Origin of the sequence: Azorhizobium sp. AG788 (assembly GCF_004364705.1) — a bacterium.
In the GTDB taxonomy this organism is placed as follows: Bacteria; Pseudomonadota; Alphaproteobacteria; order Rhizobiales; family Xanthobacteraceae; genus Azorhizobium; species Azorhizobium caulinodans.
The window spans coordinates 575,006-600,188 of record NZ_SOBM01000002.1 but is presented as its reverse complement, the minus strand read 5'-3'; the positions used below and the strand labels follow the sequence as shown (position 1 = coordinate 600,188).

The following is a 25,183-nucleotide window of genomic DNA, read 5'->3' as shown; positions in this document are numbered from 1 at the left end:
GCCCTCCGTTGCGTCGGATGGGTTCTGTTGCAGTCAATGCAGTCGCCCCTAGCTTGGCAACACTGGTTGCATTCGTAAAGCCGAGATTGCATCGAAAGCTATTCAAGGGGAGACGGCGTGCCGGGAGCGCGGCCCAGTGATGCGCTTCCTGTCTTTTATGCGACATGGGAAGGGTGTAATCACCGTCGCCCGCGTGGCCGCGTCCGACAGGACGCTGATGCGCCGGTCTCAAGTTGGTCCCGCGAGAGGCGGGCAGGAGAGTGTCATGTCGGAAGCGAAAGCACGGATCGCGGTATTGGGCGCCTCGGGCTATACGGGCTCTGAGCTTGTGCGCCTTCTGCTGCGACACCCGCGCGTGGAGCTTGTGGCGCTCACCGCCGACCGGAAGGCGGGCCAGTCCATGGCCGACGTCTTCCCGCAGTTCGCGCCTTTCAAGCTGCCGACGCTCGTGACCATCGACAGCGTGGATTTCACGCAGGTTGACCTCGTCTTCTGCGCCCTCCCGCACGCCACCACCCAGACGGTGATCAAGGACGTGTTCGAGAAGGCGCCGAAGGTGAAGGTGGTGGACCTCTCGGCCGACTTCCGGCTGACCGATCCCGGTGCCTATGAGAAGTGGTACGGCCACATCCATGCCGCCCTCGACCTCCAGAAGGAAGCGGTGTTCGGCCTCGTCGAGCTTTACCGCGACGAGATCAGGAAGGCGCGCCTCGTCGCCAATCCGGGCTGCCACACGACCACCGCCATCCTGCCGATCGTGCCGCTGCTGGAAGCCGGCGCCATCGAGCCGGACCAGATCGTGGTCGACAGCAAGACCGGCATGTCCGGTGCCGGCCGCTCGGCCAAGGAGGCCATGCTGTTCTCGGAAGTCTCCGAGGGCATCCATGCCTATTCCGTGTCCGGCCACCGGCACATGGGCGAGCTGGACCAGGAATATTCCAAGGCCGCCGGCCGCACCGTGCAGCCGGTGTTCGTGCCGCATCTCGCGCCCATGAACCGGGGCATCTACGCCACCATCTATGTGCGCACCACCGGCGGCACCGCCGAGGACCTGCATCGCATCCTCGCCGAATTCTACAAGGACGAGCATTTCGTCCATGTCCTGCCTTTCGGCCAGGTGCCGCAGTCGCGCCATGTGCGCGGTTCTAACTGGGCGCATATCGGTGTCGTGGCCGACCGCGTGGCGGGCCGGGCCACCGTGCTCTGCACCACCGACAATCTGGTGAAGGGCGCCTCCGGACAGGCGATCCAGAACATGAACCTCGTGCTTGGGTTCCCCGAGGCCATGGGCATCGACCAGATCGCCCTCATGCCCTGAGGGGGCACCGCGCGGGCATCAAGCCGCCCGCGCCGCCGTTCGGCAAGCGGAACCTTTGCGGGCACCGCAGGTTATCCGGGTATCTGGTCGAGCAGCTAAGCTTACCTTATGTTGAAAATCGGAAGATGGGACGCTGCGATCTTCCGGACGGCGGATCGCGCCGTCTCATAACAGAGCTTTCGGGACGCAAGCCGAATTCAAGACAAAGACGGCGCGGGCTTCGACCCAAGAGCCGCTTCGCCGGGTCCGTATCCTCAGGAGCGGGCTCACATGCGGCGGTGCGGGGCTCTTCAGCCGTCCCGTTTCGCCGGGAGGAAGACCGTGCCGGCCGCCAGGGCGCCTTGACGCCACCGCCGCGCACAGGTCCCAAGGAGAACCGGGATGAGCTTTCTCATCTGCCTGGGCGCGCTCGCCTTTCTTATGTTCGTCGCCTATCGCGGCTTCAGCGTGATCCTGTTCGCCCCCGTCGCCGCCATGGCGGCCGTGGCGCTGACCGATCCGACCGCCGTGCCCGTGATCTTTTCCGGCCTCTTCATGGACAAGATGGTCGGCTTCATCAAACTCTACTTCCCGGTCTTCCTGCTCGGTACCGTCTTTGGCAAGGTCATCGAGCTCTCCGGCTTCTCCCGCTCCATTGTCTCGGCCATCATCAGGATACTCGGCCCCAGCCAGGCGGTGCTGGCCATCGTCCTCGTGGGCGCGGTGCTGACCTATGGCGGCGTTTCGCTGTTCGTGGTGGTGTTCGCGGTCTATCCGTTCGGGGCCGAGATGTTCCGCCAGATCGGCATCCCCAAGCGCCTTCTGCCGGCGGTGATCGCGCTCGGCGCCTTTTCCTTCACCATGGACACCCTGCCGGGGACGCCGCAGATCCAGAACATCATCCCGACCACCTTCTTCAAGACCACGGCCTATGCGGCGCCGATCCTCGGCTTCGTGGGCACGGCCTTCATGCTGGTGGTGGGCGTCGGCTATCTCGAATTCCGCCGCCGACAGGCCCTGCGGGCGGGGGAGGGTTACGGCACCGGCCACACCAATGAGCCGAAGACGGAAGGCGAGGCAGCGCTGGTCCATCCGCTCATCGCGCTCCTGCCCCTGGTGGTGGTGGGTGTCGCCAATCTTCTGCTCGCCCGCATGATCCCCGTCTGGTTCGGCCCAAACGCGACCGCGGTCCTCGTGGAAGGCCAGCCGGCCCTGACGCTGCCGACCGCGTCTGTCGCGGCCATCTGGGCGGTGATGGGCGCGCTGCTGCTCGGCATCTTCACCGTCTTCCTCTTCGCCTTCCGTCGGGTGGCGGCGCAGTTTGCGGAGGGCTCGAAATCGTCCGTCGCCGGGGCGCTTCTCGCCTCCCTGAACACCGCGACGGAATATGGCTTCGGTGCCGTCATCGCCGCGCTGCCGGGCTTCCTTGTCATCCGCAATGCGCTGTCGGCCATCCCCAATCCTCTGGTCAACGAGGCCATCTCCGTCACGACGCTGGCCGGCATCACCGGCTCGGCCTCGGGCGGCCTGTCCATCGCGCTGGCGGCCATGTCGGAGCAGTTCATCGCGCAGGCCAATGCGGCGGGCATCCCGCTCGACGTGATGCACCGTGTCGCCGCCATGGCCTCGGGCGGCATGGACACGCTGCCGCACAATGGCGCCGTCATCACCTTGCTGGCGGTCTGCGGCCTCACCCACCGCCAGTCCTATGGCGACATCTTCGCCATCACGCTGGTGAAGACCATGGCCGTCTTCTTCGTGATCGGCTTCTATTATCTCACCGGCCTCTACTGAGGCTTCCGCCGCCCGTGTCCCGATGCGGGCGGCCATCACCTCTTCTTCTGGCGGTGATCAGATTTAGCGTTTTCCCCTATGGGGGCTCCGCTTGCTAGGAAGGGAGCAACACCTTCCAGGGAGCGGTCATGAGCGGGACCATCGAGGCCATCGACGCCAATTTCTCCGATATCCGCGAAGCGGTCCGCAAACTGTGCGCGGACTTCCCCGGCGAATACTGGCGCAAGCTCGATCGGGAGAGCGCCTATCCCACCGCCTTCGTCGAGGCGCTGACCCATTCAGGCTTTCTCGCCGCCCTCATCCCCGAAAGCTATGGCGGCGCCGGCCTGCCGCTCTCGGCGGCGGCGGCGATCCTGGAGGAAGTGCAGCGGGCCGGATGCAATGGCGGCGCCTGCCACGCCCAGATGTACATCATGGGCGCCCTGCTGCGGCATGGGACCGGGGCGCAGAAGGAGACCTATCTGCCGAAGATCGCCTCCGGAGAACTGCGCCTTCAGGCTTTCGGCGTCACCGAGCCCACCTCCGGCACCGACACCACGGCGCTGAAGACCTTCGCCGAGAAGCGGGGCGACCATTATGTGGTGAACGGCCAGAAGGTCTGGACCTCCCGCGCCGAGCATTCCGATCTCATGCTGCTGCTCGCCCGCACCACGCCGCGCGATCAGGTGCAGAAGCGCACGGATGGTCTCTCAGTCTTCATCGTGGACATGCGGGAGGCCAAGGGCAATGGCCTCACCATCCGCCCCATCAGGGCGATGATGAACCACTCCACCACCGAGGTCTTCTTCGACAATATGAAGGTTCCGGCGGAGAACCTCGTGGGCGAGGAGGGCAAGGGCTTCCGCTACATCCTCTCCGGCATGAATGCGGAGCGCATCCTCATCGCGGCCGAATGCGTGGGCGATGCCAAATGGTTCATCGACAAGGCCACCGCTTATGCCAAGGAGCGCGTGGTTTTCGGCCGGCCCATCGGCCAGAATCAGGGCGTCCAGTTCCCCATCGCCAAGGCCTATGCGCAGATGCGCGCAGCCGAGCTGATGGTGCATCGCGCGGCGGCGCTCTTCGAAGCAGGGCAGGACTGCGGGCAGGAAGCCAACATGGCCAAGATGCTGGCGGCGGATGCCTCCTGGGCGGCGGCGGAAGCCTGCGTGCAGACCCATGGCGGCTTCGGCTTCGCCGAGGAATATGATGTGGAGCGCAAGTTCCGCGAGACGCGCCTCTATCAGGTGGCGCCCATCTCCACCAATCTTATCCTCTCCTATCTCGCCGAGCATGTGCTCGGCCTGCCGCGCTCCTATTGAGGCCTGCCATGGCGACGCTGGACATCGACCATCTGCGCAGCTGGATCGGCCGCACCGAGACGGTGCGCGACCTGCTGACCGCGCGCGCCTTGCGGGAGTTTCGTGTGACACTAAACCTTGCCGCAGGGGCGCCCGCGCCGGGGGAACCGGCGCTTCTCACCAGCCACTGGTGCCTCGCGCCGCCCGCCGTGCCCATGGACGGGCTCGGGCCGGATGGTCATCCTGCGCGCGGCGGGTTCTTGCCGCCGGTGCCGCTACCACGCCGCATGTGGGCGGGCGGACGCCTCGAATGGCACGACGCACTGCGGGTGGGCGATGAGGTGACGCGCGCCTCGCGCATCGCCGACGTTGTGGTGAAGGAGGGGCGCACCGGCGTCCTGTGCTTCGTCACCGTGGAACACGAAATCACGACGGCGCGTGGTGTTGCAGTGCGGGAGCGGCAGGACATCGTTTATCGCGGCACCGATGCGCCGCCCGGCGGGGCGGGCACCGGGCAGCCGGCGCCGGTGGCGCAATGGCAGGAGAGCGTCGAGACCTCGCCCGTTCTGCTGTTCCGTTATTCCGCCATCACCTTCAACGGTCATCGCATCCATTACGACCGGACCTATTGCATCGAGGAGGAGGGCTATCCCGGCCTCGTGGTGCACGGTCCGCTTCAGGCGACCCTGCTGGCCGAGTTCGCGGGCCGATTGCTGGGTCGCGCGCCCCGCACCTTCGCCTTCCGAAGCGTTCGCCCGATCTTCGATGGTCCGCCCATGACGCTGAATGCGGTGGCGACCGGCGAAGGGCTGGAGCTCTGGGCGGCCGGAGCGGACGGTCAGCCGTGCATGAAGGCGGAGGCGACCTGAGAGGACGCTCCATCGGGAGGGGGCAGGCCCTTCCCGATCCGCCTTCAGGAGACCATGACGGGCGGCAGCGTGCCGATGGTCGGCCGGGCATAGTGGAAGCCCTGGAAGAGCGTGATGCCGAGTTCGCGCAGGGCGGTGCTCTCCTCGCGGGTCTCGACCCCCTCGGCGATGAGGTCGATGTCCAGTGCCCTCGCCAGGCTCACGACGGCGGCAACGATGGCCTGTCGTCGCTTGTCGGCCGAGATGTTGCGCACGAGGCCCATGTCGATCTTGAGGAAATCCGGCTGAAGGCCCGCGAGCCGCAGGAGGCCGGAATAGCCCGAGCCGAAATCGTCGAGCGCCGTGAGCAGGCCGAGGTCGCGGTATTTTTCGACGAGATTCGCCGTGCCTCCCAGATCCCCGAAATGGCCGGTTTCCGTGAATTCGAACATCAGTTGGTTCGGCCGCAGTCCGGCCCGGCTCGCAGCATCGAGGGACGCCCGCATGGCCGCCTTGGGCACCTGCTCGTGGTCGGGCAGGAAGTTCACCGAGAGGCGTGTGCGCTCATCGGGAAAGAGCCGGCCTGCCATTTCGATGGCGCGCTGGCGGCAGGCCTGATCGAAATGGTGTTTTCTTGGCTCTTCCACCTGGGCGAAGATGGACGCGGCGCTCTCGCCATTCTCGCCACGCACCAACGCTTCATAGCCCCAGACATGCTCGCGGCTCACATCGACGATCGGCTGAAAAGCGATGGTAAAGGATGTGGGCTGGCCACCGTGTCCGCCGGTTTCACGGGCGTGTGACGTGGTTTTCGTAAGGTAACGCCGGCCCATCGGGAGACTCGTATCCAGCAACGAGAACGAATTGTCCCACGGGACACCCTCCGAACGCCGCTGAATACCGGAGGCGATACGAGACGTTAGCAGTTCCGATGTCCGAGACAAGGCGATCGTGGCGCCAAATGGTAAAAGAATGTGCCTTGTTCAGTGCGACCCTGCGCCGCCGTCAATATCGAGGACCGTCCCGCTGACATAGCCGCAGGCGGGTGATGCGAGGAAGGCCGTGGTGCGGGCGATCTCCAGCGGCTCGGCGAGTCGGCCGAAGGGCGCGCTGGCGCCCACATCGGCGATGGTGCGGCCCTCCTGTGCTGCCAATGTCTCCATGCGCTCGGTTCGCGTGCCCGAGGGATTGATGCCGAATACGCGCACCCCGAAATCCGGCGCCTTGCCGCCCACCGCATGGGTGAAGGCCATGAGCGCCGCATTGCCGGTGGCGCCGCATACATAGCCATAGCGCGGCTGCCGCCCGGCCTGTCCGATGATGTTGACGATGACGCCGCTGCCCCGCGCTTTCATGGTCCCGAGCGCCAACTGGGTGAGGTGGATATAACCCATCACCTTCAGCGCCCAGGCGGCTTCCCACTGCTCCATGGTCATGTCGAGCAGGCCGCCGCGCGGGATCGCCCCGGCATTGTTGACCAGGATGTCGTAGCCATCTGCTTCCCGGTGCAGCCGCTCCCGCTCCTCGGCGCGCGAAAGGTCTCCGGCCCAGGTGGCGACGGGGCCGAGGCCGGAGAGGTCGGCGGCGGTTGCGGCGAGCTGGCGTTCGTCACGGGCGGCGAGCAGCACGCCGGCGCCTTCCCCCAGGAAGACGCGCGCACAGGCCGCGCCGATGCCCTTTGAACCGCCGGTGATGAGGACGCGACGCCCCTTGAGATCGAGGTCCATGGGTCAGCTCTCCGGGGAAACGGCGGTGGTGAACCAGTCGCAGATCTGGCTGCCGGTGACGAAGGCCACTTCGGGCGAGGCGGCCAGCGCATCCACCATATTGACCAGCTCATGCATGCGATGGGGCACGCTGATGAGATGGGGGTGCAGCCCCAGCGCCAGCACACGCGGTGCACGGGTGCATTCGGCCTCGAACAGCGCCAGCGTGTGCCTGAGCCGTTTCTCCATCTCGCCCGTGGCGTGGCGCTCGATGGCGTAGATGATGCTGTCGTTGATCTCCAGATTGTAGGGCATGGCGACCAGCGGCCCGTGGGCGGTGGTCATCCAGTTCGGCACGTCGTCCACCACCCAGTCGCAGACATAATCGACGCCCTGCGCCTTCAGGAGATCCGGCGTGCGCTCGCTCTCCCGCAGACCCGGCGACAGCCAGCCGCGGGGGCGGGCACCCGTGAAGCCGGCGATCTTGTCGAGTGCGGCGGCGATCATCTCGGCTTCCGCATCGCCGTCCGTGTTCTGGATCGCCTTCTGGTGCAGGCCGTGGCCGATGAACTCCCAGCCGGCCCTGAGCATCGCCTCGGCGGCTTGCGGATAGGCGTCGATGACGCCGGCATTGAAACTGGTGGAGGCGGGCAGGCCACGGGCGCTGAACAGATCGAGGATGCGTGGCAGGCCCGCGCGCATGCCGTAATCCGCCCAGGAGAAGTTGGGCACGTCCGGGATCGAGCCCTGCCCGTGGGGTGGGGTGATGATGGTGCGTGGCATGGCGCGGTCGAACTGCCAGTGCTCCACGTTCACCACCAGATGGACGAGGATGCGCTTGCCGTTTAGCGGCGGCAAAGGCGGCGCGGACGTGGAGAAGCGATAGGGAATGCGCGGGTTGGCCATGACGGTCCTCGCAGGAGAGCCTGAGGCGTTCAGCGGCAGGTGGTGCAGGCGGCCCATTGGGGCATGGCCGGCCGTATGGGGGAGCGGCGCCTTAGTGCGCGCCGCGCATCTCGGACATGATCTGCGCCTTGAACGCCACGAAGGCGGGGCTGAGCAGGTCGTCGATGGTGCGCGGGCGCGGCAGGGTGATGGGGATGTCGCGGGTGATGCGGCCGGGGCGGGCGGTCATGATGCACACACGGTCCGCGAGGAGGATCGCCTCGTCGATGTCGTGGGTCACGAACAGCACCGTGGTCTTGAAGCGCTGCCACACCTCCAGCAGCAGCTGCTGCATGGAGAGGCGGGTCTGGGCATCCAGCGCGCCAAAGGGCTCGTCCATGAGCAGCGCGCGCGGCTGCATCACCAATGCACGGGCGATACCGACGCGCTGGCGCATGCCGCCGGACAATTGCGCCGGCAAAGCGTCGTGGAAGGCATCGAGCCCCACCACCCGCAGGATCTCCTTCGCGCGGGGCTCATAGTCGGCGCGCGGCACGCCCTGAACCTGCGGCCCGAACACCACATTCTGCCAGACGGTGAGCCAGGGCAGCAGCGCTGCCTCCTGGAACACGACGCCCCGGTCGGGGCCGGGCTTCACGACGCTGCGGCCGTCGAAGCTGATGGCCCCCTCGGTCTGGCCCTCGAAGCCGGCGAGCATGTTCAGCAAGGTGGACTTGCCGCAGCCCGAGGGGCCAAGCAGGGCCATGAACTCGCCCTCGGCAAGATGCACGTCCACATTGTCCAGGGCACGGACGCCGTGGGCGCCGCCATACACCTTGGACACGCCGGTCATGGAAACGGTGCCCATGGTGGCCTCACGCGTTGAAGGATTGCAGGCGCCGCCAGCGCAGCACGGTGTGCTCGAGGCGGACGATGAGGACGTCGCTGAGGTAGCCCAGCAGGCCGATGGAGACCATGTCGGCGATCACGATGTCCATGCGGCCAACGTAATAGGCATCCCACAGCACGTAGCCGAGGCCGGATTTCACGGCCACCATTTCGGAGACGATCACCGCCGTCCACGCAATGCCGAGGCCGATGCGCAGGCCGGTGAAGATGGACGGCAGGGCGGCGGGCAGCACCACGCGCCGCATCACGGTGAGCGGGGACGAGCCCATCATCAGCGCGGCGCGGATCCAGTTCTTCTCAACATCCCGCGTGCCGTGGGTGGTGTTGATGACGATCGGATAGAAGGCGCCGATGGTGATGAGGAAGATGGAGCCGAAGTCGCTGATGCCGAAGATGGCGATGGAGATCGGCAGCCAGGCGGTGATCGGCACGGGCCGCAGCCACTGGATCGTCGGGTCCACCACCATGGCGAACAGCTTCCACCAGCCGATGGCGATGCCGAGCGGCACGCCGACCAGAATGGCCAGCGAGAAACCCTTGGCGACGCGGATGGTGGAGAAGGTGACGCTCTCCAGCCACGTGCCGGAATAGGGATTGAGGCCCATGCCCTTGGGTCCGAAGGCCCAGGTGACCCAAGCGTTCCAGACCCGGTCGGGTGTCGGCAGTGCGCCGCCAAACAGCGCGCCGTCCTTGCCCGAGAGCTGCCAGAGGATGACGAGCGCGACAGGAAGGATCAGCGCCAGCACGAGGGCGCCAGCCCGCGGGATCGGCAGGCGCCAAGGTCGGCGGCCGGCGCGCGCGCCGGTGGTGAGGGTGGTCATGTCGCGGCTCCGCAACGTCTCGCCTCGCGCATCGTCAGGATCGAGGCATCCATGATATCGGCGCGGGCACCCCGGGGGAGAGGGGAGAGGAGTGCCCGCGCTCCGGAAGGTCCCTGCGGGGCAGAGACCTCCGAACGGAAGGGGGATCGGTTCAGGACTTCAGCGCCTTGTCGAGATAGGTGCTGTTCCAGGCGCCATCGATCTGGCCGGTCACGTCCTTCGGGATGACGCCCAGATCGTTGAAGGCCTTGGCCTGACGCTTCAACTGGTCCGGCGTCACCACCGGGCCGAGCTTGATGATCTCGGCGATGCGCTTTGAGATATCCGCATCGAGGCCGGTGAGGGTCTGGATGGCGGTGGCGAAGGCGGCGGGAGATGCTTCCAGGGCCTTCATCTCCTTCACATAAGCGGAGACGAAGGCCTGAACGGCGGCGTCCTTGCCGGCGATGTTGGTCTTGTTGGCCACCAGCATGCCCAGTTCGGCGCCGGCCGCCTTGGAGGTGCTGTAATCGAGGTTCTTGGCGAAATAGCCGTAGCCCTTCATCACCGGGATGGACTCAAAGGGCTCCCATGTGACGATGGCATCCACCTCACCCTTCTCCAGCGCCTGGTCGAAATTGGCGCCGCCGCCCTGGATGTTGATGGCCTGGAAAGAATTGTAGGGCACGCCCTTCTCGATGAGCGTCGCCGCGAACTGGAACCATACGGCCGAGCCGGGCGCGATGGCGATCTTCTTGCCCTTGATGTTGTCCCAGCTCTCGAACTTGGTGCCGGTGCGGGCGATCACATATTTGGGCGAGGAGCCCACCCCCATGATGCCGACGAGGGCTGTGGAGCCGTTGGCGAGAGAAATCGGAATATCGGCCGGGCCGACGGTCGCAATGTCGAGCGAACCGGCCTGAAGTGCGGTGCGCGCATCCGCATAGCGCGCGAATTCCACGAGCTTCAGCTCCACGCCCTGCGCCTTGAGCTTGTCCGCAATCAGGATGATGGGTGCGAGATGGGCGACCTTGGCGTAGCCCACCGTCAGCGTGACAGGGGCGGCGCCCTGCGCGAGGGCGCCGGAGACGGGAAGGAGAGCCGAGGCACCAAGCCCCGAAAGTCCGGCGAGAAACGTCCTGCGATGCATGTCCTGGTCCTCTGGATTTTTGATTGGGGGACGCAACGAACGGAACGGCGTGGGAAAGGCCGGCGCTTAGGCGCCGGTAAAGCGGGGCGGTCTCTTCTCCTTGAAGGCAGCCTGACCCTCGCGATAGTCGGCGCTTGCAAAGCAGGCAGCGACGCGCGCGGCGACCCCGTCGAGGTCTCGCTCAGCTTCTAGGCGGGCGAGTTCCACCAGCGCGCGCTTGGCCGCCACAAGCGTCAGCGGCGCATTGGCGGCGATCTGGCCGAGATAGGCCGCGCTTTCGGTCTCGAAGGCCTCTGCCGCCCAGGCCCGCGCCACGACGCCGAGGCGTTCGGCCTCGGCGGCATCGAGGATGCGGGCGGAGAAGAGGATGTCGGCCGTGGCGTCCGGCCCCAGCTTGCGGCTGATGAGCTTGACGCCTTCATAGCCATAGCCGAGCCCGAGCCGCGCCGCTGGCACGCGGAAGCGGGCGTCCGCACGGGCGAGCCGGATGTCGCAGGCGAGCGCGAGGCCGAAGCCGCCGCCGAAGCAGATGCCCTTGATGAGGGCCACGGTCGGCTTCTCCGCCCCGGCGAGGGCCGCCATTCCGGCTGCAACCGCATGATCATAGGCGGCGACCGCCTCCGGATCGGAACGGCGTTCGCCGAACTGGGAGATGTCGGCCCCGGCGCAGAAGGCTTTCTCGCCGGCGCCGGTGAGCACGATGGCGCGGATGGCGGGATCGGCGGATGCGCGGGCGATGAGGCCGGGCAGGGCCGACCACATCTCGAAGGTCATCGCATTCATCTTCGCGTCCTGCGCGATGGTGATGCGGGCGAGACCTTCTTGCGCCTCATAGGTCAGTGTGGCGCTCACAGGATGCCCTCCGCCCGGAGCGCCGCGATGCGGCCCGCATCGAGGCCGATCTCGGCGAGGATGGCCTCGCCGTCCGCGCCCTTGTCCGAGAGCGGGGCGACCACGGCCGGCGGGGTGCGCGACAGGCCGATGGGCTGGCCGACCAGCGTCACTTCGCCAAGGCGCGGATGCGTCACGCTCCGGGCGAGGCCGAGATGTTTCACCTGCGGGTCCTCGAACACCTCGTCCATGCGATAGATCGGGCCGGCGGGCACACCCACTTCCTCCAGCCGCTGCAGCCAGTTGGCGGAGGTGTCGGCGGCGAAGATCGGGGTGAGGAGCGCCCACACCTGCGCCCGATGGGCGAGGCGCTGGGGCTGGGTGGCATAATCGGGATGCTCGGCGAGATCGCTGCGCTGGATGGCGCGGCAGAGGTCGCGCCACTGGCCATCGCCCCCCACTGCCAGATTGATGAAGCCGTCTGCCGTGGCTATGACGCCCATGGGGGTGGAATAGGGATGGTCGTTGCCGGACTGCTCCGGCACCACGCCATCCACCAGATAGCGGGCGGCCTGGAAATCGCACAAAGCGATCTGCGCCTGAAGCAGGGAAGTCTGCACCCACTGGCCTTCGCCCGAGACGTCGCGTTCGCGCAGGGCTACCAGAATGCCGGTGGCGGCATACAGGCCGGCAGTGGAATCGGCCACCGCCGCGCCCGCCCGCACCGGTCCTTGCCCCGGCAGGCCGGTGACCCACATGAGGCCGCCCATGCCCTGCGCGATCTGGTCGAAGCCGGCGCGGCGGGCATAGGGCCCGTCCTGTCCGAAGCCGGAGATGGAGGCGAGGATGATGCGGGGGTTGCGGGCCTTCAGCGCCGGATAATCGATGCCGAGCCGCGCCTTCACGTCGGGCCGATAATTCTCCACCACCACATCGGCGCTCTCCACCAGCTTCAGGAACAGCTCCAGCCCCTCCTTGCGCTTCAGATTGAGGGAGAGAGAACGTTTGTTGCGGTGAAGATTGAGCATGTCATAGCCGTCGCGGGCCCCCGACATGCTCTCATTGGGATCGACGCCATCGGGCGCCTCGATCTTGATCACGTCCGCGCCGAAGTCCGCGAAGATGCGGCAGCAGGTCGGCCCGGCCCGCACCCGCGTCAGGTCGAGGATGCGCAGGTTGGCGAGGGCCGTGGAGGCGGCCGGACGGTCGGCCGCGGGGGCCTGTGCGGTGGCGCTCACGCGTGGGGCTCCTTCCGGGACGGATGTTTGTATTCTGGCGGCCGTGGGATGTCGGCCATGAGATGGCGCACGCCGGCGATGAGGGCGCGGTCACTGCCGCGGGGCCCCACCAGTTGCGCCGCCACGGGCATGCCGTTGGCATCAAGGCCGATGGGAAAGGTCACGACCGGGAGGCCGAGGCCGTTGGCGAAGCGGGTGAAGGCGGAGAGGCGATAGAGCGTGCGGCCGGAGAAGCCGGGCGCCTGCGGATCGCAAGCGGCGATGGTGGGCGTCGCGCAGGGCATGGCCGGCAGCAGGAGGGCGTCGCAGTCAGCGAAGATATCCGCCGCCATGGCCTCCGCCGCGCGTAACTGGTCGCGGCAGGCGGCGAGATGCGCGTCCGGCAGGGCGCGGCCTTTGGCGAGGCGCTTGGCAAAAAGCGGATCGGCTTCCGCCTCGGGCAGGTGCGCCAGCGAGCGGGCGCTTTCTCCGATCAGCAGATCGAGCACGGGACCGTCCGTCGCAGCGATGAGCGGCGCGAGGGCAACCTCCGTCGTGGTGGACGACGTCTGCGCTTGATCGGCAGCGGTGCGGAATGCGGTCGCCACATCCGCGTCGCAGGTATCCAGCAGATCGGTCGCGAGCCCAATCCGCTGCGGGCGAGCGGCGATGACGGGTGCGAAAACGGCGGCGGCACTGTCCAGCCAGTCCGCATCGATGCCGAGGAAGCCCAGCGTGTCGAGAGTCGGCGCGAGGGTGAGCACCCCGTCCAGCGGAATGAGCCCGGCGGTGGCCTTCCAGGACAGCACGCCGCAGCAGTGGGCGGGGATGCGCAATGAGCCCGCCGTGTCCGATCCCAGCGCCAGCGGAACCGCACCCAGCGCAACGGCCACCGCCGAGCCGGATGACGAGCCGCCGCAGATGCGGTCAGTGTTCCACGGGTTGAGCGGGCGCCCCTGCCAGCGGTTGTCGCCGGACGGATCGAAGGCCAGCGGCGTCATCTGCGCCAGCGCCACGGCGCGTCCGCCTGCGGCTTCCAGCAGACCGATCACGGGCGCGGAAGCGGCGCGGGGCGAGCCCTGCGGATGGGCGAGGCCATAGGTGGGGGCGTGGCCGGCCACATCCGCCATGTCCTTCACCGCGAAGGGAAAGCGGCCGCCCGGTGCGGGGGGCAGAAGAGCGACGAAAGCATTGGAGGGGGTGGCTGCTGCGCAGCGGGCGCAGGCGGAGGCGACGGCGTCGCCTTCGGTCGTCCCCTTCTCCCGCGGTGCACCTAAAGCAGTCATGCCTGTTTCTCCAGCACAGGCAGGGTAAGCGCAGGTATGTGCTTCGCGGAATTAGAAAAGAAAGCATTCAGATTTCGCGAAATGCGCAGGCGCTAGCTCGTCAACAACTCGTCCAGAAGACGGCGCGTGGCGCTCGGCAATTCCTCGTTTTCCCTCAGGCAGATGGCGATCTCGCGCGCCGCCCAGGTCTCTTCCAGCCGGACGAGGGTGAGGCCCAGCGCCGTGGCGAGCGGGCGCAGCGCCGCCTCGGGCAGGATGCCGATGCCTAGGCCGTGGTGCACCATCTGGCACATCACTTCGAAGCTGCGCACCTGCACCCGCACCTTGAGGAACCGCCCCAACTCCCGCGCCCGCTCCATCACCAGCCGGTTGACGGCGGTGCCGGCTTCTAGCGCCACGAAATCCTCGTCGAGCAGGTCCGCGAAGGAGACGGCCGCCCGATCCGCCAGCGGATGATCGCTGCGCACCACCACGGACAGGCGGTCGGTGGAATAGGGAAGAAGCGTCAGCCCCTCCACCGCCTGTCCGCGCACGATGACGCCGAGGTCCGCCTGCTTGCGGGTCACGGCGGCGATGGTGTCGGCCGTGGGCTGTTCTTCCAGGTCGATGCGGATGTCGGGATGGCGCTTGGCGAAGTCCGCAAGGTCGGTGGCGAGGCGCTCCACCAGCGCGGAACTGGAGGCCGAAACCCGCACCCGTCCGCGTGCACCGGAGCGGTGGTCGGCGAGACCCGCCACATAGCGATCCGCCAGCATGAGCACGGACTGGGCATAGGAGAGGGCGGTCTGCCCGGCCATGGTGGGCTCGACCCCATGGGGCAGGCGGCGCACCAGAGGCATGCCCGCCTCCTCTTCCAGCAGGCGCAGGCGGCGGCTGGCGGCGGAGAGCGCCAGATTCATCCGTTCCGCCGCCTTGGAGAGGCTGCGGGTCTCGCAGACGGCGACGAACAGGCGGAGCGATTGCAGATCGTGATGCAGCATGGCGCGCATCTTGGCGTGCCGGTTGGTGCGGCGCGAGGGGAAAGCGCGCGGCCGAACTCACGCGGCCTTGGGGATCTCCAGATCGGCCCAGATCTCCGAGAAATGCGCGTTGAAGACGGGATCGGCCCGCAGCGCCACCGGATCGCGTTCGCCTTTCGGCAGGCGGATCTCGTGCAGCGCCTTCACGGTGGCGGGGCGCAGCGACAGCACCAGCACCCGGTCGGCCATGGCGATGGCTTCGCCGATATCGTGGGTCACGAGAATGGCGCTCTTGCGCTGCTCGGCAATGATGCGCGCCACATCCGCCTGAAGCAGCAGGCGGGTCTGGAAATCGAGCGCGGAAAAGGGCTCGTCCAGGAGGATGACGGTCGGATCGAAGGCCAGCGTGCGCATGATGGCGACGCGCTGGCGCATTCCGCCGGAGAGGGTGGCGGGCTTCGTCTTCTCGAAGCCGGCGAGGCCATAAGCGGTGATAAGCTTCTGGGCGATGGCGCGGGCCTCGGTCTTCGGCGTGCCGCGCACCTCAAGGCCCAGCACCACATTGTCCATTACCGAACGCCAGGGCAGCAGCAGGTCCTTCTGCAGCATGTAGCCCACATGGCCGGTGGCATCGTCCACCCGAACGCCGTCCACCTCGATGAGGCCGCGCGTCGGCTTCAGGAGGCCGGAGATGGCGTTGAACAAGGTGGACTTGCCGCAGCCGGAGGGACCGACGATGGCCAGCGTCTCGCCTTCATAAAGCTCGAAATCCACCCTGCGGATGGCTTCCACCGGGCCGTTGGCGCCGGGAAAGACGACGCTCACATCCTCGGCGCGCAGGACGACCCGGCGCCCGCCTGATCCTTCGCTCATTGGTCGATCTCCCCGCAGAAGCCGAGCAGCATGTCGTTGAACACGCCGGGCGTCACCGCGCTGAACGCGTGCGCGCCCCAGTCCACCTCGGCGATGCGCGCGTCCGGAATGCCTTCCGCCAGCAGCGCCGAGAGATAGGAGGGCACGAGCGCATCGTCCTTCGCCGCGGCGAGCAGGGTGGGCACGCGGATGTCCGCGAGGCGCTCGCGCCCGTCGAAGGCGAGGAAGGTCTCGATGCGGCTCAGCATGGTCTGCGTCCCGGGGAAGTGCGCCACCATGTGTGCCTCTTCCTCCTCCAGTGCGGCGATGTTCTCGGCGATCCAGCGGGGTGGATAGAGGAAGAGCGGCTGCGCGCGCACATAGGCTTCCGGGCCGGAGGCGAGGAGGATGCGCTTGCGCACCTCGAAGCAGCGCCGCAGGAAGCCATCCGCCCGCGCCCAGCCGTTGACGATGGTCAGGCTGCGCACCCGCTCGGGCGCGGCCAGCGCCAGTTCCATGCCGATGATGCCGCCGATGGCGTGGCCCGCCACATGGGCATCGTCCACGCCCGCCGCATCGAGCACGTGGACCATGTCCCGCGCCATTTCCGTGATGCTGCGCGGGCCGATGTCCCGCCCGCTGCGCCCGGTGCCGGCGTGATCATAGAGGATCACCCTATGCCGGGCGGCAAGCGCCTCGATCTGCGGGCGCCAGAAGCCGGCGCCCCCGCCCATGCCGGCGGAGAGCAGGATGGGCGTCCCCGCGCCATGGATTTCATAATAGAGGTCGGCGTCGCCGCCGTGCGCATAGGGCATGGAACGTCTTCGCTTTGAACGGGATTTTGGGATGGTCAGGCGCGCAGGCGCCGTTCGATCAGGTCGATGACGCCGTACATTGCCAGCGCGACACCCATGAGTGCGGCGATGCCCACCCACACGGCGTTGAGGTCATAGAGCACCCCGGCATAGTAGATCATGTAGCCGAGGCCCTCCTTGGAGGCGATGTATTCGCCCACCACGGCGCCGATGAGCGCGAAGCCGACGTTGAGCCGGAAAGCCGAGACGATCCACGGCATGGCGCCGGGCACGATCACCGTCCGCCAGGTGCGCAGGCGGCTGGCGCCCAGCGAGCGCATGAGCTTCACGAGGTCCGCGTCCACCTCTTTCGCGCCCTGCTGGGCGGTGATGAGGGCGACGATGAAGGTGATGATGGCGGCAATGGCGATCTTGGAGCCGAGGCCGATGCCGAACCACACGATGATGAGCGGGGCCAGCGCGATCTTCGGCAGGCCGTTGAGCGCGATCATGTAGGGCCGCAGCACCGCCGCGCCCGTGGGGAACAGCCAGAGCGTGAGCCCGGCGGCACTGCCGAGCACCGTGCCGATGGCAAAGCCGGCGATGGCCTCCCAGGCGGTCAGCGCTGCGTCACGGGCAAGTTCCCCGGAAAGGATGAGCTGCCAGCCCTTGGCGATGACGCCGCTCGGGCGGCCATAGAGGAAGACCGGCAGCCAGCCGAGGGCGACGCCCGCCTCCCACAGCGCCAGCAGGGCGAGGAGGAGGGCGATCTGGTAGAGCGCGACGCGGGAGGGGGAGGGCATGGCCACCCGCCATCCGCCGCGGTGAGGCAGGGTCCGGGCAGGGGCCATCGCCATGGCTCAGGCCCGCTTGTGGGCGATGGTGGCGATCTCCACCAGCGCGCCGGGTTTCACGAGGCCCACCTGCACGCAATAGCGGGCGGGCTTCTCGCCGGGGAAGTATTCGGCATAAACGGCGTTGATGGCGCCGTAATTCGCCCAGTCGGTCAGGAAGATGTGGTTGAAGGTCACGTCCGTCATGCCGGAGCCGGCGGCTTCCAGCACGCCCTTGATGATCTCCAGTACATGCCGGGTCTGGGCCGCGGCGTCGCCCAGATGGACGACGTTGTTGTCCTTGTCGAAGGGCAGGGTGCCGGAGACATAGATCACGTTGTCCGCCTGCATGCCGGGCGAATAGGGCGCCAGCGGCACGCCGGAGCCGGGGGGAATGATGGCGCGGGAGGTCATGGCCGGTCAGTCTTCCTTGGGAGGGATCTGCGCGAAGGCGCGGCGGAAATCGGCGACGGTGGAAACCCAGCCGAAGAAGGTCTCCACATTGTAGATGGCGGCCTTCTGCACGTATTCGGGACCGGCCTGATGGGTCGCGTCCTCCAGCAGGATGCCGAAATATTCGAGGTGGAAGCCGTCGCGCAGGGTGGATTCCACGCAGACATTGGTGGCGATGCCGCAGAAGACGAGATTGCGGATGCCGCGCGCCCGCAGGATGCTGTCGAACTGCGAGTTGAAGAAGCCGGAATAACGCGGCTTCGGCACCACGATGTCGCCGGGCTGAGGCTGAAGCTGGTCCACCAGCGCATAGTCCCAGCCGCCCTTTGCCAGCAGCTTGCCCTGCAGTTCGGGCTCCTTGCGCATGGTCTTCAGCGCGTTGGACTTGTGCCAGTTGGGCGAGCCGGGGCCGCCGGCCTCCACATAATCCTTGTCCCAACCGTTCTGGAAATAGATCACCGTCACGCCGGCCGCGCGGGCCGCCTCCACCGTCTCGGCGATGGCCGAAATGGCGGCCTTGGCGCCGGAAATGTCGAAGCCGGCGATATCGAGATAGCCGCCGGGCGAGGCGTAGGCATTCTGCATGTCCACGACCACGACGGCGGTTTCCTCCACCGCCACGGACAGGGGTTCGGGCCGGGCCGGCAGCACGACGGTGCGGCGGGCCGGGGGATAGCTGGTCGAAAGGGTCATCCGGCCACTCCGAAGTCCTTCGCCGCCTTCAGAGCGAAGGAATTGTCCACCATCTGGGCATAGGGCAGGGCCTCCTTGATGGAGCCGCCGCCGAGTTCGAGCTGCATGTCGCGCTCCCACTCCTCCTGTGAGATGGTGGGGTTCTGGGGAATGGCGGTGCGCGAGCCGAAGAAATTCTTCGTCGCGTTGGCGATCACCGAGGGCGCGACCTTCGGGAAATACTTCTCCGCCACCTGCGTGAAGACCGCATTGTCCTGGTGCATCAGCTTCTGCGCCTCGGCCAGCGCATTGCAGAAGCCCTGCACGGTCGCCGGGTTCTTGGCGATGAACTCCTCGCTCGCCATGGCGGAGGTGAAGCAGAGCGGGCCGATGATGTCGCCGAACGAGAGCACCGGCTTGAGTCCGAACTGTTCGGCACCGATGGAGATGTCCCATTCGAAGGCGGTGGCGACGTCCGCCCGCCCGTCCTTCACGGCGGCGGCCTGTGCGCCCGGCGGCAGTTCGAGGAAGGTGACGCCCGCTTCCTTCGGGTCGAACTTGCCCACCGCCTTCATGGCGTAGGTGGGCACCTGGATGGTGGAAGAGGGGAATTTCAGGGTGGCGATGGTCTTGCCCTTGAGATCCTCGATGGACTTGATCGCGCTGTCGGGCCGCGCCATGGCCCACATGGAGACGCCGCCGACGATCTTGGCTATGTTCTTGATCTTGCCGCCCTCGCGCACCGCATTCACCGACATGCCGGGGCTGGTGACGCCGAACTGCGCGCGGCCGGAGAGCACCATGGGCGTCGGCAAGGCGATGCCGCCAGCGGTGGAGACATCCGCCTCCAGCCCGTGCTTGGCGAACAGGCCCTTGTCCGCCGCCACATACAGCGTCGCATACATGCCGAGGCGCAGGGCCTCCGACACCACCACGGGGGTGCCGGCCGCGCGGGCGATGCCCGGCAGGCCGAATGTGCCCGCCGCCGCGCTGGCGAGCGAGAATTTCAGGAGCGAACGCCGGTCCATCACCATGGGAAGGCCTCTTGGAAGGAAGGCGGCGGCGCGTGTTCCGCGCCGTCCATGCTGGCGGCGTGAGGGCCGCTGCACATTCATTGTTCACGGTGAAAATGGTGGCATCCGCCCAGCTTATTAACAAGCCGGGAAAAATCGATATATTCATAAGCTATGTCGATAAATATGAACCTGCGGCAGTTGCGGGCCTTCGTGGCGGTGGCCCAGACCGGCAGCTTCAGCCGCGCCGCGCGCCTCCTCGGCCTCTCCCAGTCCGCCCTGAGCCAGGCGGTGCAGCAGCTGGAGGCGGACCTCGGCGTGCGCCTTCTGGACCGCACCACCCGCAGCGTGCAGTTGAGCGCCATCGGGCGCGAATTCCTGCCGGGTGTGCAGCGCGTGCTGGCGGACCTTGATCACCAGTTGCAGGATCTCCGAGACCTCAAGGAGCATCGGCGCGGCCATGTGACTGTAACGTGTGTGCCTTCGGTCGCCCTGCGCCTGCTGCCACAGGTGCTGGCGCAGTTTCAGGAGGCCCATCCCATGGTGAGCGTCGCCGTGCGCGAGGCGCCGCGCCACCAGATCATCACCGCTCTGCGCAGCGGGGATGCGGAACTGGGCGTCGCCAATGTGCCGGGCGATGATCCCGATCTCGACAGCACCTTCCTCCTCACCGACAGCTTCGCCCTCGTGATGCGGCGGGACCATCCACTGGCCGCCCATGAGAGCGTGACATGGGAGGAGGCCGGGCAGGCGGGCCTCATCGCCATGGCGCCGGGCACGGGCATCCGGCTGGAAATGGAGCGCGGCCTGCCCGCGCCCGCCGCGCCTCACCACGAGGCGGAGCATCCGGCGACGTTGCTGGCCATGGTGGAGGCAGGCGTCGGGGTGGCGCCGCTGCCGGGCCTGGCCTGGCCGCGTCCGGATCATGCGGTGCTGGCCTTCCGTCCGCTGGTGGAGCCGCGCGTGGAGCGGCAGCTGTTCCTCATCAAGCGGGCGGGCCGCGATCTCACGCCCGCCGGCCGTGCGTTGCACCGGGCGATTCTCGCCGGTGTGGCGAAGGAGGATTTTTCAGGTGCCGCCGTTCCGCGTGGCGGACGACGCCCGCGTGGACAGTGACGCAAGGGACGGTCTAATCATCGGGAAAGGGACCATCAGCGGGGATCAGTGATGACGCGGCCGGACATCCTTGTGGTCAATCCCAACTCCAATGCGGTGGTGACCGCCGGCTTCGATGCTGCGCTGGCGCCGCTGCGCTTCTCGGACGGCCCCGCGATCCGCTGTGTCACGCTGGACGACGGCCCCTATGGGGTGGAGACGCAGGCGGATGTGGAATCCGTCTCCTTGCCCCTGCGCCGGCTCGTGGAGCGCGAGCAGGGCGCGGGCGCCTTCGTCATCGCCTGCTACAGCGATCCGGGCCTGCATGTGTGCCGCGAGGGTACGAAAGCGCCGGTGTTCGGCATCTGCGAGGCGGGCCTGCTCACGGCGCTGGCGCGGGGCGACCGCTTCGGCGTCATCGCCATCGGCGAGGGCACCATGGCGCGGCATCAGCGCTATGTGCGCCAGATGGGCCTCTATGAGCGCTTCGCCGGGGAGCGTCCGCTCAACATGAGCGTCGCGGAGAGCGCGGCGGGGGAAAACACGCTCGCCCGCATGATCGAGGTGGGGCGCGACCTCATGCGGCTCGACCGCTGCGATGTCATCGTCATGGGCTGCGCTGGCATGTCCCGCCACCGCCGGCCGCTGGAGGAGGCGCTGGGTGTGCCGGTCGTCGATCCGGTGCTCGCCGCAGTCACCATGGCCATCGGGGCGGTACAGGCGGCGCGGGCCTGAAGGGCCTCAGGCGCCGTCCTTGCCGGTGCGCGCCTTGAACGTCTCATAGGTCTCGCGCTCCATGCTGAAGCGGTCGTTCAGATGGGCATAGAGCGTCCCGCCGAGGCGGGCGATGGGCTGGTAGACCTCGTAATTGGTCCGCAGCGTGCCGGCATCCAGAATGCCGGGGCGGGTGTGGAGCGCCAGCACTTCCCCAAGCACGAGATCGCGGCGCGGACCGAAGTTCAGCGTCGTCACCTGCCGGCACTCCATGGCGACCGGTGCGTCCCGAAGGCGCGGCACCGGGCCGTGCGTGCCCGGCACGAGCGCGAGGCCAAGGGCCTCGGGCTCGCCTTCCGCGCCGGGAAAATCCATGGCGGTGTCGTTCATCGCCTTGGCGGTGGCCTCGTCCGGCAGATGCACCACGAAGGCGCGGGTCTCGCGGATATTGACCAAAGTGTCCTTCGGGCTGCCGTCGCTGCGGGTGTCGATGCCGAGAACCAGAAGCGGCGGCTCCTGCGCGAACACGTTGAAGAAGGAGAAGGGCGCCGCATTCACGACGCCCGCCGTGGAGCGGGTGGTGACCCAGGCGATGGGACGCGGCACCACGAGGCCGGTCAGCAGCTTGTAGCGCAGGTCCGGCGCTGTGGCGCCGAAATCAAAGCTCAGCCCTTCGGCCGCGTCCGTATCGCTCATGGGATCAGGCCTCCGGCGGCAGGATCACGCCCGTCTGGGTGTTGATGCGGCCATAGTGTTCGATGCGGCGGTGGCGGGCGAAATCGAACACCGTCTCCTTGCCGAAAACGGTGGCATCGAGATCGCAGGCGGCGATCACCAGTTCATCGTCCTCGGTCTTCGATTCCGCTACGATCTCGCCATCCGGATTCACGATGACGGTGCCGCCCATCAGGTGATGGCCGTCCTCGGAACCGGCCTTGGCGACGGCGATGACCCAGGTGGAATTCTGGTAGGCGCCGGCCTGCACGGAGAGCTTGTGGTGGAACATGCGCTGGGCATGGGCCTCGGCGCCCTTCTGGCCGTTCACCGACGGGGTGTTGAAGCCCAGTAGGATCATCTCCACGCCCTGAAGGCCCATCTCGCGATAGGTCTCCGGCCAGCGGCGATCGTTGCAGATGGCCATGCCGAAGATGCCGCCCATGGTGCGCCACACGTTGAAGCCGAGATCGCCCGGCTCGAAATAGCGCTTCTCCAGATGCTGGTGGCTGCGGTCGTGGTCGTATTCCGCATGGCCCGGCAGGTGGATCTTGCGATACTTGCCGACAATGTTGCCCTTGTCGTCCACGAGGATGGACGTGTTGAAGTGGTGGCCGTCCGGGGTCAGCTCCGCATAGCCGAAGCTCATGGCCATGCCATATTCGCGCGCGGCGTCGAACAGCGGCTGGGTGGCCTCGTTGGGCATCGCGCTCTCGAACCACACGTCCGCCTCGGCGCGGTTCTCGTGGTACCAGCGCGGGAAGAAGGTGGTGAGCGCGAGCTCGGGATAGACGATGAGGTTGCAGCCGGCGGCTTTCGCCTGGGCCATCAGGGCGAGCATGCGGCCGACCACGGCCTCCCGGCTCTCCGCCTTCTGGATGGCGCCCAACTGGGCCGCCGCGACCTTGATTTCACGCATCTTCCTAGACTCCTGGGGGCTGGCGCTCCGCCGCGCCGGGCCGTTTCGCTTGAGAGGGGATCAGGTTCCGAGCCGGTGTTCGAGCCGGCTCATGAGGCGCACCACGGGCCACAGCAGGGCGAGGTAGATGAGCGCGGCCAGCATGATGGGAGAGGAATTGAAGGTGAGCGAGCGGGCCATGTCCGCCGAATAGAGCATCTCCGGCAGGGCCACGACGCTGGCCAGCGAGGTGAGCTTCACCACCTCCACCGTGTTGGACACGAGGTCCGGTAGCACGTTGCGCACCGCCTGCGGGATGATGACGTAGAACATGGCCTGCGAGGCGCTGAGGCCGGTGCAGCGCGCCGCTTCCCACTGTCCGTGAGACACGCTGTCGAGGCCGGCGCGATACACCTCGCCATAATAGGCCGAGGTGTTGAGGAACAGCGCCAGTGTCACGCAGGCGAAGGGCGAGAGGCGGATGCCCGCGAAGGGCAGTCCGGCCGAGATGGCGATCAGCAGCACCAGCGGCGGCAGGGCGCGCAGCACGTCGATGAAGCCGGCCAGCAGGCCTCTCGCGAGGTGGGAGCGCGCCCGGCTGCCGAGCGCCACGATGAGGCCGCCGACGAGCCCGAGCGGGATCACCGCGCAGCACACCATCAGCGTCATGCCGAGGCCCTGGAGTACCAGGGGGGCAGCCTGCCGCATGATGTCCAGATTGAAGAACTGGAGGAGGATCGCGTCCATCAGGCCCGCCTCCAGGCAAAGCGCGTCTCGATATAGCGCCCGGCGATGACCACCGGCACGAAGAGGATGAGATAGGCGACCGCGCCCATCATCAACGGCGTGGCGCTGCCGGAGAAGCTCTGGGCGGTGGTGGCCTGATTGAGGATTTCCGGCACGCCGATCACGGTGCCGAGCGCCGTGTTCTTGGTGATGGCGATGGTGCGGTTTGTGAGCGGCGGCACGGTGAGGCGGATGGCCTGCGGCAGCACGATATAGCGCAGCGTCTGGAATTCGGTGAGGCCGGTGCAGCGCCCCGCTTCCCACTGGCCCTTGCGCACCGAGACGATGCCCGCCCAGAACACCTCTTCCGCGAAGGCCGCCAGAACGAGGGAGAGCACCAGCCACAGCACGGCGAAGCTCGGCAGGGTGAGGCCGACGTTCGGCAGGCCGAAATAGACGAGAAGGACGAGCACCAGCGGCGGCAAAGCGCGCAGGATGTCGACCATCACGATGATGGCGGCATTGACCGCCTTGAGGCGGAAGCTGCGCACCACCGCCAGCGCCAGCCCGAGGGCGATGCCGGTGACGATGACGCAGGCGGCCACCTCGATCGTCACCAGCATGCCCTTGCCGATAGCGGGCAGATAGCGCGCGATGATGACCGGGTTGAAGAAGGTTTCGAGAAAAAGCGCGCCACTCGTCATGGCGGCCTCAGCGGGTGATTTCAGTGAGGAAGGCGCGCACGCGCGGATGGGCGTCGGGGCCGAAGAGGCGGGCCGGCGGCCCCTCCTCGACCACTTGGCCGGCTTCCATGAAGACCACGCGGTCGGCATCGTCGCGGGCAAAGCGCATTTCGTGGCTGACCACCACCATGGTCATTCCGGCGTTCTTGAGATCACGCATGACGGCGAGCACGCTTCCCGCCAATTCGGGATCAAGCGCTGAGGTGGGTTCGTCGAAGAGCATCACACGCGGTTCGAGCGCGATGGCGCGGGCGATGGCCACGCGCTGCTGCTGGCCGCCGGAAAGCTGGCTCGGATAATAGCGGGCGCGTTCCGCAAGGCCGACGCGCTCCAGTGCCGCCATGCCGATGGCCTCCGCCTCGGCGGCGGACTTGCCCAGCACCTTGCGCAGCGCGAGCGTGACGTTCCCGAGCGCGCTCATGTGCGGGTAGAGGTTGAACGACTGGAACACCATGCCGACACGGCGGCGCATGGCGTTGATGTCCGTCTTGGGGTGAAGCAGGTCGACGCCGTCGACGAAGATGGAGCCGTCGGTCGGCTCCTCCAGCCGGTTCATGCAACGCAGGAACGTGCTCTTGCCGGAACCCGACGGGCCGATGATGAACACCAGTTCCTGCTGGGCGACCTTGAGGTCGATACCCTTCAGCACTTCCACCGCGCCGAAGGTTTTGCGCAGGGCGCGGATGTCGAGCATCGGCTCGGTGCGCGGGGCGT

Annotated in this window: 27 protein-coding genes; 6 read left to right on the top strand and 21 right to left on the bottom strand. The window is 67.2% G+C overall.

Annotation, left to right across the window (positions count from 1 at the left end; translation table 11 throughout):
• Positions 1 to 265 precede the first annotated feature (265 nt).
• The 4 genes from argC to DFO45_RS06835 all read left to right on the top strand — a co-directional run bounded on the left by argC (position 266) and on the right by DFO45_RS06835 (position 5,240).
• The gene (gene argC, locus DFO45_RS06850) at positions 266 to 1,318 is read left to right on the top strand and encodes an N-acetyl-gamma-glutamyl-phosphate reductase (protein ID WP_133864291.1); all 1,053 of its coding nucleotides are present in this window, start codon (positions 266 to 268) and stop codon (positions 1,316 to 1,318) included.
• Positions 1,319 to 1,699: 381 nt separating this feature from the next.
• The gene (locus tag DFO45_RS06845; protein WP_133864290.1) at positions 1,700 to 3,091 is read left to right on the top strand and encodes a GntP family permease; all 1,392 of its coding nucleotides are present in this window, start codon (positions 1,700 to 1,702) and stop codon (positions 3,089 to 3,091) included.
• Positions 3,092 to 3,219: 128 nt separating this feature from the next.
• Positions 3,220 to 4,392, top strand: a complete 1,173-nt coding sequence (locus tag DFO45_RS06840) for an acyl-CoA dehydrogenase family protein (protein ID WP_133864289.1) — start codon at positions 3,220 to 3,222, stop codon at positions 4,390 to 4,392.
• Between the two features lie 8 nt (positions 4,393 to 4,400).
• A complete protein-coding gene (locus DFO45_RS06835; RefSeq protein WP_133864288.1) occupies positions 4,401 to 5,240 on the top strand; it encodes a MaoC family dehydratase N-terminal domain-containing protein in 840 nt (279 codons plus the stop codon).
• 44 nt (positions 5,241 to 5,284) lie between these two features.
• On the opposite strand, the gene DFO45_RS06830 is transcribed toward DFO45_RS06835, so the two are convergent.
• The 16 genes from DFO45_RS06830 to DFO45_RS06755 all read right to left on the bottom strand — a co-directional run bounded on the left by DFO45_RS06830 (position 5,285) and on the right by DFO45_RS06755 (position 19,600).
• Positions 5,285 to 5,971, bottom strand: a complete 687-nt coding sequence (locus tag DFO45_RS06830; protein WP_043880296.1) for an EAL domain-containing protein — start codon at positions 5,969 to 5,971, stop codon at positions 5,285 to 5,287.
• Between the two features lie 231 nt (positions 5,972 to 6,202).
• On the bottom strand, positions 6,203 to 6,946 hold the full coding sequence (locus DFO45_RS06825) for an SDR family oxidoreductase (protein ID WP_012171032.1): 744 nt from the start codon (positions 6,944 to 6,946) through the stop codon (positions 6,203 to 6,205).
• Positions 6,947 to 6,949: 3 nt separating this feature from the next.
• Positions 6,950 to 7,831, bottom strand: a complete 882-nt coding sequence (locus tag DFO45_RS06820) for a polysaccharide deacetylase family protein (protein WP_133864287.1) — start codon at positions 7,829 to 7,831, stop codon at positions 6,950 to 6,952.
• Between the two features lie 91 nt (positions 7,832 to 7,922).
• Positions 7,923 to 8,678: an ABC transporter ATP-binding protein gene (locus tag DFO45_RS06815; protein WP_012171030.1), complete on the bottom strand. Its 756-nt coding sequence runs from the start codon at positions 8,676 to 8,678 to the stop codon at positions 7,923 to 7,925.
• 7 nt (positions 8,679 to 8,685) lie between these two features.
• On the bottom strand, positions 8,686 to 9,540 hold the full coding sequence (locus DFO45_RS06810) for an ABC transporter permease (RefSeq protein ID WP_081433981.1): 855 nt from the start codon (positions 9,538 to 9,540) through the stop codon (positions 8,686 to 8,688).
• Between the two features lie 151 nt (positions 9,541 to 9,691).
• Positions 9,692 to 10,669, bottom strand: coding sequence for an ABC transporter substrate-binding protein (locus DFO45_RS06805; protein ID WP_133864286.1), 978 nt, complete (start codon positions 10,667 to 10,669; stop codon positions 9,692 to 9,694).
• 66 nt (positions 10,670 to 10,735) lie between these two features.
• Positions 10,736 to 11,521, bottom strand: a complete 786-nt coding sequence (locus DFO45_RS06800) for an enoyl-CoA hydratase (protein WP_133864285.1) — start codon at positions 11,519 to 11,521, stop codon at positions 10,736 to 10,738.
• Positions 11,518 to 12,738, bottom strand: a complete 1,221-nt coding sequence (locus DFO45_RS06795) for a CaiB/BaiF CoA-transferase family protein (RefSeq protein WP_133864284.1) — start codon at positions 12,736 to 12,738, stop codon at positions 11,518 to 11,520. Before DFO45_RS06795 ends, DFO45_RS06800 begins: the two co-directional genes overlap by 4 nt.
• Complete coding sequence (locus DFO45_RS06790; RefSeq protein WP_133864283.1) at positions 12,735 to 14,003, bottom strand: amidase; 1,269 nt, start codon at positions 14,001 to 14,003, stop codon at positions 12,735 to 12,737. The genes DFO45_RS06795 and DFO45_RS06790 overlap by 4 nt, the downstream gene beginning before the upstream one ends.
• Positions 14,004 to 14,095: 92 nt before the next feature.
• Positions 14,096 to 14,983: a LysR family transcriptional regulator gene (locus DFO45_RS06785; protein WP_133864282.1), complete on the bottom strand. Its 888-nt coding sequence runs from the start codon at positions 14,981 to 14,983 to the stop codon at positions 14,096 to 14,098.
• Between the two features lie 57 nt (positions 14,984 to 15,040).
• Positions 15,041 to 15,835 (bottom strand): ABC transporter ATP-binding protein, encoded by a 795-nt coding sequence (locus DFO45_RS06780; protein WP_133864281.1) that lies wholly within the window; start codon positions 15,833 to 15,835, stop codon positions 15,041 to 15,043.
• Complete coding sequence (gene rutD / locus DFO45_RS06775; protein ID WP_133864280.1) at positions 15,832 to 16,629, bottom strand: pyrimidine utilization protein D; 798 nt, start codon at positions 16,627 to 16,629, stop codon at positions 15,832 to 15,834. The genes DFO45_RS06780 and rutD overlap by 4 nt, the downstream gene beginning before the upstream one ends.
• Positions 16,630 to 16,664: 35 nt before the next feature.
• Entirely contained in the window at positions 16,665 to 17,411 is a 747-nt protein-coding gene (locus DFO45_RS06770) for an ABC transporter permease (RefSeq protein WP_133864279.1), read from the bottom strand.
• 57 nt (positions 17,412 to 17,468) lie between these two features.
• Positions 17,469 to 17,855 carry a pyrimidine utilization protein C gene (gene rutC / locus DFO45_RS06765; protein ID WP_133864278.1) on the bottom strand — a complete coding sequence of 129 codons (387 nt, stop codon included), beginning with the start codon at positions 17,853 to 17,855 and terminating at the stop codon, positions 17,469 to 17,471.
• Positions 17,856 to 17,861: 6 nt separating this feature from the next.
• The gene (gene rutB / locus DFO45_RS06760; protein ID WP_133864277.1) at positions 17,862 to 18,587 is read right to left on the bottom strand and encodes a pyrimidine utilization protein B; all 726 of its coding nucleotides are present in this window, start codon (positions 18,585 to 18,587) and stop codon (positions 17,862 to 17,864) included.
• Positions 18,584 to 19,600 (bottom strand): ABC transporter substrate-binding protein, encoded by a 1,017-nt coding sequence (locus tag DFO45_RS06755; protein WP_245517975.1) that lies wholly within the window; start codon positions 19,598 to 19,600, stop codon positions 18,584 to 18,586. Before DFO45_RS06755 ends, rutB begins: the two co-directional genes overlap by 4 nt.
• Before the next feature lie 153 nt (positions 19,601 to 19,753).
• Between DFO45_RS06755 and DFO45_RS06750 the strand changes: the two genes are divergently transcribed.
• Both DFO45_RS06750 and DFO45_RS06745 read left to right on the top strand, forming a co-directional pair.
• The gene (locus tag DFO45_RS06750; RefSeq protein WP_133864276.1) at positions 19,754 to 20,695 is read left to right on the top strand and encodes a LysR family transcriptional regulator; all 942 of its coding nucleotides are present in this window, start codon (positions 19,754 to 19,756) and stop codon (positions 20,693 to 20,695) included.
• Between the two features lie 51 nt (positions 20,696 to 20,746).
• Positions 20,747 to 21,409 (top strand): aspartate/glutamate racemase family protein, encoded by a 663-nt coding sequence (locus DFO45_RS06745; protein ID WP_208299749.1) that lies wholly within the window; start codon positions 20,747 to 20,749, stop codon positions 21,407 to 21,409.
• Positions 21,410 to 21,415: 6 nt separating this feature from the next.
• On the opposite strand, the gene DFO45_RS06740 is transcribed toward DFO45_RS06745, so the two are convergent.
• From DFO45_RS06740 to DFO45_RS06720, 5 genes are read right to left on the bottom strand one after another with little or no spacing between them, the layout of a single operon-like run.
• On the bottom strand, positions 21,416 to 22,084 hold the full coding sequence (locus DFO45_RS06740) for a flavin reductase family protein (RefSeq protein ID WP_133864275.1): 669 nt from the start codon (positions 22,082 to 22,084) through the stop codon (positions 21,416 to 21,418).
• Positions 22,085 to 22,088: 4 nt separating this feature from the next.
• Positions 22,089 to 23,021, bottom strand: coding sequence for an N-carbamoyl-D-amino-acid hydrolase (locus tag DFO45_RS06735; RefSeq protein WP_133864274.1), 933 nt, complete (start codon positions 23,019 to 23,021; stop codon positions 22,089 to 22,091).
• A 60-nt stretch (positions 23,022 to 23,081) separates the two neighbouring features.
• A complete protein-coding gene (locus tag DFO45_RS06730; protein ID WP_133864273.1) occupies positions 23,082 to 23,747 on the bottom strand; it encodes an amino acid ABC transporter permease in 666 nt (221 codons plus the stop codon).
• The gene (locus DFO45_RS06725) at positions 23,747 to 24,430 is read right to left on the bottom strand and encodes an amino acid ABC transporter permease (protein ID WP_133864272.1); all 684 of its coding nucleotides are present in this window, start codon (positions 24,428 to 24,430) and stop codon (positions 23,747 to 23,749) included. The genes DFO45_RS06730 and DFO45_RS06725 overlap by 1 nt, the downstream gene beginning before the upstream one ends.
• A 7-nt stretch (positions 24,431 to 24,437) precedes the next feature.
• Positions 24,438 to 25,163, bottom strand: coding sequence for an amino acid ABC transporter ATP-binding protein (locus tag DFO45_RS06720; RefSeq protein WP_133864430.1), 726 nt, complete (start codon positions 25,161 to 25,163; stop codon positions 24,438 to 24,440).
• Positions 25,164 to 25,183: the final 20 nt, after the last annotated feature.

What these genes read in the sequence shown, in the direction of transcription:
- argC (WP_133864291.1), top strand. Translation starts at nt 266, where the DNA reads ATGTCGGAAGCGAAAGCACGGATCGCGGTATTGGGCGCCTCGGGCTAT.
- DFO45_RS06845 (WP_133864290.1), top strand. Translation starts at nt 1,700, where the DNA reads ATGAGCTTTCTCATCTGCCTGGGCGCGCTCGCCTTTCTTATGTTCGTC.
- DFO45_RS06840 (WP_133864289.1), top strand. Translation starts at nt 3,220, where the DNA reads ATGAGCGGGACCATCGAGGCCATCGACGCCAATTTCTCCGATATCCGC.
- DFO45_RS06835 (WP_133864288.1), top strand. Translation starts at nt 4,401, where the DNA reads ATGGCGACGCTGGACATCGACCATCTGCGCAGCTGGATCGGCCGCACC.
- DFO45_RS06825 (WP_012171032.1), bottom strand. Translation starts at nt 6,946, where the DNA reads ATGGACCTCGATCTCAAGGGGCGTCGCGTCCTCATCACCGGCGGTTCA.
- DFO45_RS06820 (WP_133864287.1), bottom strand. Translation starts at nt 7,831, where the DNA reads ATGGCCAACCCGCGCATTCCCTATCGCTTCTCCACGTCCGCGCCGCCT.
- DFO45_RS06815 (WP_012171030.1), bottom strand. Translation starts at nt 8,678, where the DNA reads ATGGGCACCGTTTCCATGACCGGCGTGTCCAAGGTGTATGGCGGCGCC.
- DFO45_RS06810 (WP_081433981.1), bottom strand. Translation starts at nt 9,540, where the DNA reads ATGACCACCCTCACCACCGGCGCGCGCGCCGGCCGCCGACCTTGGCGC.
- DFO45_RS06805 (WP_133864286.1), bottom strand. Translation starts at nt 10,669, where the DNA reads ATGCATCGCAGGACGTTTCTCGCCGGACTTTCGGGGCTTGGTGCCTCG.
- DFO45_RS06790 (WP_133864283.1), bottom strand. Translation starts at nt 14,003, where the DNA reads ATGACTGCTTTAGGTGCACCGCGGGAGAAGGGGACGACCGAAGGCGAC.
- DFO45_RS06785 (WP_133864282.1), bottom strand. Translation starts at nt 14,983, where the DNA reads ATGCTGCATCACGATCTGCAATCGCTCCGCCTGTTCGTCGCCGTCTGC.
- DFO45_RS06780 (WP_133864281.1), bottom strand. Translation starts at nt 15,835, where the DNA reads ATGAGCGAAGGATCAGGCGGGCGCCGGGTCGTCCTGCGCGCCGAGGAT.
- rutD (WP_133864280.1), bottom strand. Translation starts at nt 16,629, where the DNA reads ATGCCCTATGCGCACGGCGGCGACGCCGACCTCTATTATGAAATCCAT.
- DFO45_RS06770 (WP_133864279.1), bottom strand. Translation starts at nt 17,411, where the DNA reads ATGCCCTCCCCCTCCCGCGTCGCGCTCTACCAGATCGCCCTCCTCCTC.
- rutC (WP_133864278.1), bottom strand. Translation starts at nt 17,855, where the DNA reads ATGACCTCCCGCGCCATCATTCCCCCCGGCTCCGGCGTGCCGCTGGCG.
- rutB (WP_133864277.1), bottom strand. Translation starts at nt 18,587, where the DNA reads ATGACCCTTTCGACCAGCTATCCCCCGGCCCGCCGCACCGTCGTGCTG.
- DFO45_RS06755 (WP_245517975.1), bottom strand. Translation starts at nt 19,600, where the DNA reads ATGGTGATGGACCGGCGTTCGCTCCTGAAATTCTCGCTCGCCAGCGCG.
- DFO45_RS06750 (WP_133864276.1), top strand. Translation starts at nt 19,754, where the DNA reads ATGTCGATAAATATGAACCTGCGGCAGTTGCGGGCCTTCGTGGCGGTG.
- DFO45_RS06745 (WP_208299749.1), top strand. Translation starts at nt 20,747, where the DNA reads ATGACGCGGCCGGACATCCTTGTGGTCAATCCCAACTCCAATGCGGTG.
- DFO45_RS06740 (WP_133864275.1), bottom strand. Translation starts at nt 22,084, where the DNA reads ATGAGCGATACGGACGCGGCCGAAGGGCTGAGCTTTGATTTCGGCGCC.
- DFO45_RS06735 (WP_133864274.1), bottom strand. Translation starts at nt 23,021, where the DNA reads ATGCGTGAAATCAAGGTCGCGGCGGCCCAGTTGGGCGCCATCCAGAAG.
- DFO45_RS06730 (WP_133864273.1), bottom strand. Translation starts at nt 23,747, where the DNA reads ATGGACGCGATCCTCCTCCAGTTCTTCAATCTGGACATCATGCGGCAG.
- DFO45_RS06725 (WP_133864272.1), bottom strand. Translation starts at nt 24,430, where the DNA reads ATGACGAGTGGCGCGCTTTTTCTCGAAACCTTCTTCAACCCGGTCATC.
- DFO45_RS06720 (WP_133864430.1), bottom strand. Translation starts at nt 25,163, where the DNA reads ATGCTCGACATCCGCGCCCTGCGCAAAACCTTCGGCGCGGTGGAAGTG.